The following is a 13,011-nucleotide window of genomic DNA, read 5'->3' on the forward strand; positions in this document are numbered from 1 at the left end:
AATGCTTTAACCTTTCGATGTTGGGGAAAAATCGCTTCTTATCCCATCTTATAGATTACTCACTTGCTTCGCTTCTTTAGAAAAGACAAAATGGTTACATTATTTTAAGATGTGAGGTGCAATGAGCATGAAGGATATTGCTTTATCCTTTGACAGGCTTGTCATATCGATGTAAGGAGATATCCCATATTGCCCATTTGCTAGGTTCGAAAGGGCAAATAAGTCTTTACCTTTATAAAATATATAATCCCATTTCTTTTAAGCTGTCTATATGCGCGCTGTTTAACAGCGTCATCATATCGCTGCCCTGTGTTTCCTGTAATTGCTTCTGTACTTCCCCTACGGTGATGGCGGGCTGATCGATTGCACACAGCGCCAGTAGTGCCAGCATTAACCGGGCTTCTTTAGGAGCTAAAGGTAAAACCAAAGAACTTCTTTTATGATGAAAGGTCAGTGTAGCACGCTCTATGAGTTTTCCTTTCTTATGCTGATGCGTGATCGCCAATGCGGGTACTTTCCCGAGCCAAACCATTTTAGCAGTCGGACGAATAGGTGTAGCTGCTGCATTCGCGAGGCTGTCTTCTATATAATGGGGATCGACCGTCGTTGGCTTAATCTTAAAATCAAACCAGTCCTGTAACGGAAAATCAAAGCAAAGGCCGTGCATATAGTTATACAAGGCTTTCTTTAATCCTGAAGAAAACTGGTCATGATCACAACCGGTCTCATCAATATGTGGCAAGTCATTATTCGCAAAATCACCGGCACCCACCAGCACATTTTTAACCTTAAATACTTCCGGGTTCATGCCTACAGGGCTATGTGCCGTCATGGCAAACTGGTGCCAGAAACCTGATTGTACCACATTCAATTCAAACAATTGTCGTACTACTTCTAGACTGTCAATCGTTTCCTGTGCGGTTTGGGTAGGGAAGCCATACATCATATAGGCATGCACCATAATACCGGCCTCGGTAAAACTATCGGCCACTTTAGCCACTTGTGCCACTGTAACCCCTTTCTTAATCAGTTGCAATAAACGGTCAGAGGCGACTTCCAATCCACCGGAAACGGCAATACATCCCGAAGCAGCCAGGAGGCGGCATAAATCGGGTGTAAAGCTCTTTTCGAAACGGATATTGGTCCACCAGGTTACCGTTAGTTTTCTTCTGATAATTTCGAGGGCGACTTCCCGCATTAAGGCAGGTGGTGCCGCTTCGTCTACAAAGTGAAATCCTGATTGTCCGGTGGCGGCGATCAGCTCTTCCATACGATCTACCAATACATTGGCCGTCGTTGCTTCGTAGTTTTTAATATAGTCCAGCGAGATATCACAAAAAGTACATTTACCCCAATAGCAGCCATGCGCCAGGGTTAGTTTATTCCAGCGGCCGTCGCTCCAAAGACGGTGCATCGGGTTGGCTACTTCTATAACGGACAGGTAGCGATCCAAAGGTAAGTCTGTATAATCGGGCGTACCCACATCGGCTTGTTTATAATCGCCGGCAATGGTACCATTCAGATAGGATACTTTTCCATCTTGTAAGGCGAAAGTTCTTTTGATAAAATCTATATCTCTTTTCCCTTCCAGCATCTCGATCAGGTGCAGGATCGTCGCTTCTCCGTCATCTAAAGTAATGAAATCGACAAATTCAAATACACGGGCATCTTTAAGGCTGCGCAATTCGGTATTGGCATAGCCCCCACCCAGGCATATTTTGATCTGCGGATGATGCTGTTTGATATACTGCCCGCACCTTAACGCACTGTATAGATTGCCCGGAAAGGGCACAGACAGGCCAAATAAAGTCGGCTGGTATTCCTGCAGTTTTTCGGACAGCAGGCGAAACAAAATCTGATCAATAAAGGTCGGTGCTGCATGCAGTGCCTGATACAGGTTATCGAAAGAATGGGCGCTACTGGCCAATCGTTCGCCATAGCGGCTAAAGCCAAATAAAGGATCTACTGTGGCAATAATCAGGTCAGAAATATCTTCTAAGTATAAGGTGGATAAGTGCCTTGCCTTATCCCGGATTCCTAAAGAACCGAAAGCCCATTCCAGGTCGGCAATTTGCTCAAACCGCTGTGCTTCGGGCAGATAGTTTCCGGTGCAGATGGCATAGGCCAGGGTCGGGTTTTTATCCTGTAAAAAAGCGATAACGGCATCAATAGTATTGCTGTATTCCTCTTTCAGTGCCATGATGCGGGCACAGTTAGTGTCCAGCACAAAAGCGCCGTTTTCGATGGCCTCAAATAAAGCAATCAATCCTTTCCTGGAAAACAGTTCGTTAATAACCAGGATACCCAAATCAGCCTGATGCGTCGGAATGTTTTTTGTATTTAAAAAGCCTTTTAAATACGCCGTAGCAGGATAAGGAGTGTTGAGTTGCGTAAAGGGTGGCGTAACGAGGAAAACGGATTGTTGCACAAAAGATAATTAAATGATGGAGCAAAGATAACTATTTTAACGGGGCTATAAAAAGGTTGGCCCCGCATCTGCGATGCGGGGCCAACCTTTTTATGATTTAATTGCTACAGCTGCTTAGAATTTGAAGGTTACATTCACAAAATAGTTTGCGCCATAACCATAGAAATATTTAGCAGGGAAACGATCCACATTTTGTGTCGCTACATCAAAACGCAATTGCTCAAAGCCACCGGTTCTGATATTGGTATTGTTCAACAAATTGTTTACCCCAACATTCAGGTACAAATACATATCGTTGCTGGCTCCTTTTAAGTATTTTTTCAATTTCAAAGAAGTACCGCAGAATAAATCTACCGTGAAATAAGCCGGTAATTTTTCCTGTCCCAGAATTTGATTCCACTGATCAGAACCTTTTTGTACGAATTCAACCGCGTCGGAAGTCAATCTTGCAGGATTCACCTCGATAAAGTTACGGTCAAACATATTCACGTTAATATTGGCATACCAGTATTTAGGAGAATTATAGTTCAAACCTAAGGTATAAGCCGATTGTGGACCTGCAGATACATAATAGTCTTTCATGTAAATGGTTTGCTTGGCCACTTTTGTAGACGTATCATTATCTAAATATACGCTGGCTTGCGGACGGCTGGTATAAAATACCTGTGTCCAGCTGGCTACTGCCGTAGCAGAGAAGGTAGGGCTTAGTTTTGCTTTTAAGGCCAATTCTCCCCCCAGGTTACGCACATTCACATCTTGTAATACATAGTTGACAAACGTACGGTAATCTTCATGATAAAAACGTTTGATATCGGTAATGTCTTTGGTATCGGTTACAAATCCGCTTAATCGACCATTCAAGAAAGGAGAACGTAATAAATAGCCCCCTTCAAGTGTCGTTACCCTTTCTACTTTTGCATTATCAATAGCCTTGTTTCTGGTACGTGGCGAGATAAAGGTATTGTCAAACGTAGGTGCATTGGTCATCATACCACCGCTTACATATAAGTAGTTACGGCCATCTATTTTATAGGTTGCCCCTCCTTTTACGGCATAGGTCACAAAGTCAAAACGCTCTGATTTGCCTTCAGAATCTCCGGCAAACAAACCGTTTTTAAAGATACCTGTTCTTTGGAAGCTTTCCATTCCTAAACGACCGGTCAGGAAGAAGTCAACTTTATTATAGGTAAACTCTCCTTGTCCCCAGGCATAAGAGCGGATAAAGTCTGATTTATAATCATAACCATATTTATCGCCTTTGTAAACAATCCCGTTAGGATTATTCAAATCGTTTTGGTTATAATCGTTGTTCCCGATATATGTTCTTTCCGCAAACTGGTTCAGGTTTACATAATAATCGCCGCCTAAAAGGTCATACGCTTTTCTGTAGCTTTCTGTTTTTTGCAGAATCCCTGCAACACCGGCTGTTATTTTAGTATGGTTACCCACTACTTTTTGCAGCGTAGTGTTAAACATATATTTGTTGATATCGTCTCTGTCTTCTCCGATCAGGTATACGGAACGCTTACCGGTTACACCATTTACCGTACGGACATTCATTCTGTTGGCATCATACAAACGCTGCCAGTTTACCTGCATTCTGCTTGGGTCAGCAGACAAATAATCTTTTTGAGCTGCGGCCATATCGGCATCTGCTCCTCTCGGATCATATAAGAAATAGCTCGGCAGGTTGCGGTAATAATCCGGACGTGGGTCCATTGCATTATACCAGTCAATAGCCGTATTACCGTTATAACCTGTTTGGAATCCCAAAGAGGTATTCCATTGGGTATTGCTGTTTGGATTATATTTATAGGTCAGGATCGCTGTAGGCTGGTTGGAATTATTGATACGGGCATTTTTCTTTTCCCCGTCTACATAACCCCAGTTAGGGTTGTAGAAATTGCTTCCGGCCAAATCCATGGCTTCTTGTGTGGCGGGCATGGCCTTACCACGGCTGGTTGGTGCACCAAAAGCCGTCAGGTGAATAGAGTTGGCATTATTTATTTTCTTGCTCACGGCTAAATAAGCAGAATACCCATCATAAAAGGTACCGGGAATATATCCTTCCTGTGACCAGCGTTTAGAACCGGAAACAGAATAGGCCCATCCTTTTTCATTCAAGCCGGAACTATGCGTGATCATTAAACGATTACGATAGGTACGGTTAGAAGATGCGTAAGAAATACGGGTTTGTTTGCGTTGATCTGCAGCAGTCGCCTCGATCTGGGTACTTCCGGCTAAACCACCGAAACCTACTTCAGAAGGATTTAAACCAAAAGTTACGGTTTGGTTTCTGAAGGCATCATTCAATCCACCCCATTGTCCGAAGAATGCGGAACCGGATTCGGCATCATTCATCGGCAATCCATTCATGTACACTTCAAGCTGATCTCTTTTATAACCGCGCAATTGGTAGCGTTGTGGTCCGAAGGTATAAGAAGCGGCCGCTAAATAAGGATCGCGGGAAGCGGTTAATACACCGGAAACACTTTGATCGCTGATCCCGTCATCGTCAGAGCTGGATGCATTTTCTTCCAGAGAGATGGTGGGTGCCTGACCACTGCTGGCAGAAATAGCGGCATCATCTATGGCATAAGTAAGTTGCCCTAAATCAACAACCTCTTGGCTTACATTGATTTCAATTGTCTCTTTTTTATTGGCAGAAGTGTTTACCACCAGTTTGTACGTACCATAAGGCACCTGGCTAAAGGTAAACCGACCTTCAGCATTGGTCACTTTCATCAACTTCAATTCCGGAATAGTTACCTCAAGTTCGGTTAAGGGTCTTCCGTTATCTTTGTTTTGTAATGCTCCCTTTACCAAGGCCTGTTGTGCCTGGGCAATAACGGAAAAAGAGGAAATAACTGACAGCAGTAAAACTTGCTTCATATATTGATTTAAGCTTAAATGATATTAAAAAGTAGCGGCAAAACTACGATAGTTTTGCCGCAAATATAAAAAACGATATAAATTAATTGTTATTTGTTTGGGTCTTTCGGACTGCTATTGAAGGGAAAATAAGGTGTCTACAAATTCATATTTATTAAATACTTGCAGGTCTTCCATTTTCTCTCCTACCCCGATATATTTTACCGGTATTTTGAATTGATTGGCAATGGCCAATACCACACCGCCTTTCGCCGTTCCGTCCAGTTTGGTAATGGCCAGAGAGGTAACCTCTGTTGCTGCAGTAAAGTGTTTGGCCTGCTCCAGTGCATTCTGCCCGGTGCTGCCATCCAATACCAACATTACTTCATGTGGCGCATCGGCCAGGTTTTTGCTGATAGAACGCTTGATCTTACTCAATTCTTCCATCAGATGGGCTTTATTGTGTAAACGTCCTGCGGTATCAATAATGATCACGTCTACATCCTTTGCAACGCCGCTCACAATCGTGTCATAAGCCACTGAACTGGGATCACTGCCCATTTCTTTTTTCACAATAGGCACGCCTACTCTTTCACTCCAGATGGTCAATTGATCTACGGCTGCGGCACGGAAGGTATCGGCGGCACCCAAAAGCACTGATTTCCCGTTTTTCTTAAAATTATGGGCCAGTTTACCAATGGTCGTCGTTTTTCCGACCCCGTTTACCCCAACCACCAGGATTACGTATGGCTTCTTGTCTAAAGGGGTACTGTATGTTTTGTAATCGGGACTGGAAGCATCGGTAAGGATATTGGCAATTTCTTCCTGAAGGATGTTGTTCAGGTCGCCGGTATTGACATATTTATCTTTGGCAACCCTTGCTTCGATGTTTTTGATGATGGCTACCGTTGTATCAAGGCCAACGTCTGCGGTAATGAGCGCCTCTTCCAGGTTATCCAATACCTCTTCATCCACTTCACTCTTACCTGCAATGGCTTTGGAAATTTTACTAAAGAAACTGTCTTTGGTTTGTTTTAAGCCTTCTTCTAAAACTACTTTTTGTTCTTCCTGATCTTTATTTCTTTTGAATAGTTTGTCAAAAAAACCCATGAGCTCTAATTATAATTATAAGCTGTAAAATTACTTTATTATATAAGGATACAAAATTTTAATTTTGCGGCAAAATCGTTTACAATGGACAATATGATCCCGATAACACTTTGGCTGGCGGGCCGTAGCTACAGAATCAGGGTAAAACCGGAGGAAGAGCAAGCCATCAGACAGGCAATGAAAGTGGCCGAACAGCGGCTGGCAAAATTAAGAAGTGATATCGTGGGTAAAGATGAGCAGGATTTCCTGGCCATGTGTCTTATGATGTATGCCACCGACCAGGTAACGGATCATACCGGCTTCACTCCGGTACAGCAGGATACCATACAGGAAATGATCGGGTCTATTGATGATTGCCTATCGGAAGAGGGCTGATCAGGATAAGCCTTCTTGTATATAAGTGATAAACAAAGCCATAGCTTTGGCCCGGTGGCTGATGCTTTTCTTAACCGCAGGCGACAGTTGGCCAAAAGTCTGGTCATAACCCTGGGGAATAAAAATGGGATCATAGCCAAAACCACCCTCACCCTGAACGTTTTCGGCAATGGTACCGGCGCAGGTACCTTTGAAGTACATCGGCTTTGCCCCGGAAACGAGGCATATCGTGGTCTGATAATAAGCATCCCTTTCGGCATACCCTTCCAGGTCTTGCAATAATTTGGCGGTATTACGCGCATCGCTTCTTGGTTCCCCTGCATAGCGTGCACTGAATACGCCGGGTGCACCCTTGAGGGCCGGCACCACTAAACCACTGTCTTCCGAAAATGTGATCAAACCTGTCTTGTCGAATGCATATTGCGCCTTCGCCAGGGCATTCTCTTCAAAGGTATCATAAGGCTCCGGAATATCTTCTGTAATACCGGCCTCTGTTAAAGAGATGACCTCAAAACGGTTGTCCAATAATTCATTTATTTCGGCAATCTTATGTTTATTGTTAGAAGCAAGGATTATTTTCATAAAGGGTATTTTATTGTCCGATATAATAAGGTTTCAGCGATTTATTCCAGAAGTCTGCTTTTAGCTGCGCATTGTTCATAATGCTGCGCAGGTCGTCGACCAACATTATTTTTTTCTCATTGATAGACAGCATCCGGTAAGGAAACAATTTATAATTGAGGGATAATTCTTTTGGATCTACATTAAACAGAAAAACTTCTTTAATACTGTCTACAGCATTGATATTGGCCCAGGCCGTTCTCTGATCGGTAATATATAATTGTTCCGGACTTAGCTGACAGGCTTTGAAGATCTTGGTAATCTGTTCTTTGTCTTCTGCTTCCTGCTGAAATTGCTGTACGATTACCAAAACGCGCACTTCATTTCCTGTTGCCAAAGTGTTAAAGTTTGGCAGTCCGGAAACGATTGTTTCTTTGGCAAAAAGCTGCTGTATAAGGCTTGTGTGCATACTATAGGCTTAAATATAGGGCAAAAGTAAATTTTTATATACAAAATGCAATAACCGATTATATTGTTCAAAAAACCGTAGATTTGCCGCGGCTTTGTAAGTCATTAACAACCTTAGTGCAGGGTCATTATTTTAAAAATCTTTTATTAAAAAATATGGATATTAAAATTTCAAAAGTTGCTGAAAGCCGCGCACGCGAGCTCCGCAAAGATGAACTTGTTTTTGGTAAAGAATATGCAGACCATATGTTGGTTTGTGATTATAAAGACGGTAAATGGGGCACTCCGGAGATCGTACCTTACGGTCCTTTAAGCTTAAGTCCTTCTACTTCTGCCTTGCATTACGGACAAGCTATTTTCGAAGGGGTAAAGGCATATCGCCAGCCTGATGGTAGTAGTGCGGTATTCCGTCCGGAAAAAAACTGGGAGCGTTTAAACAAATCTGCTGCCCGTTTAGACATGCCTGATATTCCAAAAGAAATTTTCCTGGAAGGGATGCGTCAACTGATCGCATTGGATAATTCATGGGTACCTAATGAAGATGGTACTTCTTTGTACATCCGTCCGTTCATGATTGCTACAGATGAGTTTTTAGGCGTAAGAAGTTCTCATGATTATAAATTCATGATCATTAATAGTCCTGCCGGACCTTATTACAGTAAGCCGGTCAGAATCTATGTTCAGGAAAAATATGTACGTGCGGTACCGGGTGGTATCGGGTATACAAAAGCAGCCGGTAACTATGGTGCTTCTATGCTACCAACCAGCGAAATCAAAAAAATGGGTTATGATCAAATCCTTTGGACTGATGCATTTGAACATAAATTTGTACAGGAAATCGGTACGATGAATGTATTCTTTATCGTAAACGGTGTTGCGATTACACCTGATCTGAACAGCGGTACCATTTTGGCCGGTGTAACGAGAGACAGTGTTATCGCTTTACTGAAGGAAAACGGCATTCCGGTAGAAGAGCGTCCGATCAGCATCTTAGAATTGGTACAGGCTTATAAAGACGGTACATTCCAGGAAGCATTTGGTACGGGTACTGCGGCTTCAATGTCTTTGATTCAGGATCTTACCTATGAGGGAGAATCGATGACTTTGCCGCCTGCAGAAACATATCCTATCGCCAATAAAATCAAAAAACAATTGGATGATATCCGTTACGGAAGAATTGAAGATAAAAACAACTGGTTGTTTAAAGTAAACTAATCTGATATCACTATCTTTTATATAAAAAATGAGCCGGTGTACACCGGCTCATTTTTTATATTTATGTCTTTTCGTACTCTTACTCAGAGGTAGCTGAATTGGGTTCCTCTTTTCTTAAAATACCATTTACAACACTTTCGTTGATCAACTCCTCTGCAAAGACCCAAAGGTCTTTTGAGCCCTCTTTAATCACGCTTTTCTTATCATATACCTTCTGATAGCTTACATCAAATTCCTGCCAGGTACCACCCTTATTGGAGGTATTCTGCAGTAGGGGCTCCAAGCGGTCCATTGCCCGCGCAAATTTGGCTTCTATCGTTTGCCCGGCCTCAAACTCTTCCCAAACCGCGATCATTTCGTCAGCCTGTGCCTGAGGCAGCATTCCGAAAATCCTTTTTGCTGCTACCCTCTCTTCATCAGTATTGGAATGATTCTTTTGTGTATCATAAATAAACGTATCTCCGGCATCGATCTCAACAATGTCATGGATCAATACCATTTTCACCACTTTCAGTAGATCAACAGGCTCATTGGAATACTCTGACAACATAATCGCCATTACGGCGAGGTGCCAGCTATGCTCTGCATCATTTTCATTTCTGTCGCTATGAAACAGTTTTGTCTTACGCTGGATATACTTGACCTTATCTATTTCCTTTATAAAATCAATTTGCTGCTGCAGTTTTGCTAAGTTCATATTGTCTGTAGATTGTTTATTATTGTCCTGCGCTTATCATACTAGCCACAACCTTACGAAGCACCGCCGGCTATGGTCTGCACAATATCTAACTCAAATTCTCTTGAGGCCACCAGTATATGATCGAAGATATCGGATTGCAGGTTTTCGAAATCACTCCAGATACCCAGCTTGGTAAAACAATAGATTTCTAAAGGCATCCCGTTAGGGCTTATTTCCAGCTGGCGCACCATGATGGGTTGCGATTCATCTATCTGTGGATGGTTTTTAAGATAATGATATACATACATCCTGAAGGTGCCGATATTCGTCAATTGCTTTCCATTGATCAGGTATTCGTCAGCAAGCTCATTCGCTATATTTTCCAGGCGATGGATTTCACTCGTTTTGGTCGCAAAATACTCCTTAAGAATATCGATCCGTTGCAGGCGTTCATAAAGATGCAGATCAATAAATTTAAACGATTTGATACTAAAAAATATGGATCGCTTTATTCGCCGGGAATTATTATCAATCAGAATTTGCGCATTACGCACCTCGCTGGAGATCAGATCATAGGTAGGAATGGTAGAAATAGTATTGTCAAAGTTTTTGATCTTGGTCGTGAGCAAGTTGATCTCGACGACATTCCCTTCTAGCTTATATTTGGTCACATTGATCCAGTCGCCCACTTTAAACAAGCGGGAAGTGGCCACATGAATACCGGAAATAAAACCCAGTATAGTATCTCTGAAAATCAAGAGCATCACCGCAGTCATAGCACCCAATCCGGCAAAAATACTGCCCGGAGAGACATGCAAAAAGATAGACAAGGAGATAATGATATAGGCTACGATACCGACAATTCTTAAAGATTGTGCTACGGCCTTAACGCCGGTCGCATTATAGTTTAGATGAATGCTGTCGGCATAATCTTCCACCGCTTTGATGAGTCGGTACAGAATCAAGGCAATAACACTCGTGATCAGCCAGTTAAAAATGGCATCGATATAAGGCAAAAACCGCTTGCTTCTGTAAAAGACATCTTCTATAATCCAATAGCAAAAAAGCAGTGGGATAAAATTCAGGAAAGACCTAAAAACATGCCTATTGTAGCAGGCAACATAAAAAGGTTTATTAGACTTAAATACAAGCCACTTAATAATCGGGATAAAAACCTTTTTTAAGACAAAAGCCAAAAGCAGGAAAAGGACTATAAGCGATAAAACTTTATAGACCAATACCGACACTTCCCGGATTTCCAAGGGAAAATGGGCTCTGATGTACCGGTCTGTGCTGTTGATGTATTCTTTTAGCATAGTAATGGGCAGTCCCAAGGCAATAGTTACAAAAGCTATTTTGTGGCCTTCTTATCTTTAGTTTGCTTGGTCTCTTTAGTGTCTTTCGTTTTTTTAGCGGGTTCTGTATCAGCTATCTTCTTCTTACAAAGACTTACGTAATTGGCCGCCTGCTTTTGATTGGGCGATGCGCTAACTTTTGACACAGACTGGAAATACAGCAGTGCCGCGGCATATTGTTTTTTATTATAGAGCTCCAATCCTTTCTTATAATCTGTTCCGGCCTGTTGTACTGCTTTTTGATCCGCTGCTTTTTTCTTTATTGCCGCTTCCTTCGCCCGTTCTTCCGCCGTTTTCGTAGAAGGTCTGGCTTTGGCCACGGTTGTTCCGGTTGACACTTTAGAATTAGCCTCCATCATTTTAGATTGGGCATTCGCATCAGAATTTACCCGGCTTGCAGCACTCGTTGTGGGTTCGTATTCATATTTTGCTTCAGGCATTCTCTTCGCCTCCGAGGCTTTTGCTAGGGTATTATCTTTAGGCTGGGTCTTTTCTTTGGCCACATTCGCCTTGGCAATAACCGGAGCAGGAACAGTTGCCAAAGCTGCGGCCGGAGCGGCTTGTACCGCATCGGCAGCAGCCATATTCATGGCGCCGGCATCCGAATCGGATGTAGACTCATCAATAACCTTAGGCGCCGCTTTCGCCACTACCGGAGCAGCATCTTGATTGAGGTAGCCGTATTTCGCATTCATTGCAGAGTCTTCCGTACGGCTCACCGGAGCATTCATCCGTTCTTGTTCATTTTTTTGCGCCTCCGTTTTTTCCGCCAAAAGGCGTGCCTCTTTGCGTCCTTTTTGGGTCCATTGTGTGATCCCCCAGGTACCTAGCCCTAAAACTAAAGCTGCGGCAATACCCATTTTCCAGAAACCGCCTTTCCCCCTATTCGACTCCGTGAAAGGCTTGGTATGACTACTGCTTTTCGGTGGTGTAACCGGCGGCTGTACCGGCGGCATGGAAACCACTTTAGCGGGCGCCGGCTTTTCTACTGCCGGTGCCACGGCGGCCACCGCAGGAAGATGTAAAATATCTATTTCACTGAGGAGCTGATTGGCGTTATCCGTATGGTTAAATCCCTCAATGGCATCGTTACAGAAAGGACATTCATTCAAATGCATTTCTACTACATACAATTCTTCGGGAAATAATTTATTAAGTATATAATCATTAATCTGCCTTCTGGTAAGGCAGGCACTGTTATCTACAGCTTTTATAAGTCGTGCTCTACTGTCCATTACGATATGCTGTTTTTATGTTGACCAAAACAAAGTTTTAAATTTCGTCTTCCGTTTTGTAAAAAACTCTTCACTTGCTTGTCATCCAGTTTTTGATAATTTGCGATTTCCGCATAGGTTTTCTGGTGCAAGTAAAAGAGCTCAATACATGCTTTTTGCGCTTCCTGCAATTTACTCAAACAAGATTCTAATATTCTCAAAACCTGTTCTTGTTCCATCTTATGATGCGAATGGTCTTCATATTCCACAAAATCGAATGTATTTTCTGTATCAAAGCTTGCCGTCGGTTTGGTTTTACGCAATTCCATGAGGCATTGGTTCTTCACCACCGTATACAACCAGGGCTTAAAGCTCTTTATTTTATACTGGCCGGCATCGGTCCATATTTTGATAAAAACGGTTTGTACCGCATCTTTTGCTTCTTCCTGAGGTAAGTATTTCAACCCAACACCAAGGGCAAGATGCGCATATCGTTTGTACAAAGTCGACAGTGCTTCCTGGTCTTTTTTTTGAGCAACCCTGTATAAGAGTTCTTCGTCCAATAAATTTCTATAGATCGTATTTGACAATGGGAAATAGTTTTGAATCGTAAAAATAATGTTTTTTGTGTGTTTGGAAAAGTAAAAATCTTAGGGTGACGTTAATAATAATTTAGATTTAAAATGCAGGGTAGCATTAGCATATTCCCTACATTTGCATCATTGCATTAATATC

General features: G+C 42.5%; 11 protein-coding genes. 2 read left to right on the forward strand and 9 right to left on the reverse strand.

What is annotated here, in order from left to right; all coding sequences use genetic code 11:
* Positions 1 to 232: 232 nt before the first annotated feature.
* From DBR32_RS00450 to ftsY, 3 genes are all read right to left on the reverse strand, one after another.
* Positions 233 to 2,428 carry a radical SAM protein gene (locus tag DBR32_RS00450; protein ID WP_124634317.1) on the reverse strand — a complete coding sequence of 732 codons (2,196 nt, stop codon included), beginning with the start codon at positions 2,426 to 2,428 and terminating at the stop codon, positions 233 to 235.
* Positions 2,429 to 2,542: 114 nt separating this feature from the next.
* On the reverse strand, positions 2,543 to 5,320 hold the full coding sequence (locus tag DBR32_RS00455) for a carboxypeptidase-like regulatory domain-containing protein (protein ID WP_124634318.1): 2,778 nt from the start codon (positions 5,318 to 5,320) through the stop codon (positions 2,543 to 2,545).
* 114 nt (positions 5,321 to 5,434) lie between these two features.
* A complete protein-coding gene (gene ftsY / locus DBR32_RS00460; RefSeq protein WP_124634319.1) occupies positions 5,435 to 6,409 on the reverse strand; it encodes a signal recognition particle-docking protein FtsY in 975 nt (324 codons plus the stop codon).
* 84 nt (positions 6,410 to 6,493) lie between these two features.
* Between ftsY and DBR32_RS00465 the strand changes: the two genes are divergently transcribed.
* Positions 6,494 to 6,784: a cell division protein ZapA gene (locus DBR32_RS00465; protein ID WP_124634320.1), complete on the forward strand. Its 291-nt coding sequence runs from the start codon at positions 6,494 to 6,496 to the stop codon at positions 6,782 to 6,784.
* Here the strand turns inward: DBR32_RS00465 and rdgB are convergent, their stop codons facing one another.
* A complete protein-coding gene (gene rdgB, locus DBR32_RS00470; protein ID WP_124634321.1) occupies positions 6,785 to 7,366 on the reverse strand; it encodes an RdgB/HAM1 family non-canonical purine NTP pyrophosphatase in 582 nt (193 codons plus the stop codon).
* 10 nt (positions 7,367 to 7,376) lie between these two features.
* Positions 7,377 to 7,814, reverse strand: coding sequence for a DNA polymerase III subunit psi (locus DBR32_RS00475; RefSeq protein ID WP_124634322.1), 438 nt, complete (start codon positions 7,812 to 7,814; stop codon positions 7,377 to 7,379).
* A gap of 155 nt (positions 7,815 to 7,969) precedes the next feature.
* Here DBR32_RS00475 and DBR32_RS00480 point away from each other — a divergent pair, with 155 nt between their 5' ends.
* Positions 7,970 to 9,028: a branched-chain amino acid aminotransferase gene (locus DBR32_RS00480; RefSeq protein WP_124634323.1), complete on the forward strand. Its 1,059-nt coding sequence runs from the start codon at positions 7,970 to 7,972 to the stop codon at positions 9,026 to 9,028.
* Positions 9,029 to 9,107: 79 nt separating this feature from the next.
* Here the strand turns inward: DBR32_RS00480 and DBR32_RS00485 are convergent, their stop codons facing one another.
* From DBR32_RS00485 to DBR32_RS00500, 4 genes are read right to left on the reverse strand one after another with little or no spacing between them, the layout of a single operon-like run.
* On the reverse strand, positions 9,108 to 9,725 hold the full coding sequence (locus DBR32_RS00485; RefSeq protein ID WP_124634324.1) for an HD family hydrolase: 618 nt from the start codon (positions 9,723 to 9,725) through the stop codon (positions 9,108 to 9,110).
* A 53-nt stretch (positions 9,726 to 9,778) separates the two neighbouring features.
* A complete protein-coding gene (locus DBR32_RS00490; RefSeq protein WP_124634325.1) occupies positions 9,779 to 11,023 on the reverse strand; it encodes a mechanosensitive ion channel family protein in 1,245 nt (414 codons plus the stop codon).
* 35 nt (positions 11,024 to 11,058) lie between these two features.
* Positions 11,059 to 12,297: a hypothetical protein gene (locus DBR32_RS00495; protein WP_124634326.1), complete on the reverse strand. Its 1,239-nt coding sequence runs from the start codon at positions 12,295 to 12,297 to the stop codon at positions 11,059 to 11,061.
* Positions 12,297 to 12,866, reverse strand: coding sequence for an RNA polymerase sigma factor (locus DBR32_RS00500; RefSeq protein WP_158605866.1), 570 nt, complete (start codon positions 12,864 to 12,866; stop codon positions 12,297 to 12,299). Before DBR32_RS00500 ends, DBR32_RS00495 begins: the two co-directional genes overlap by 1 nt.
* Between the last annotated feature and the right edge of the window lie 145 nt (positions 12,867 to 13,011).

The sequence above is a fragment of the Taibaiella sp. KBW10 genome, assembly GCF_003852495.1.
Taxonomy (GTDB): Bacteria; Bacteroidota; Bacteroidia; order Chitinophagales; family Chitinophagaceae; genus Edaphocola.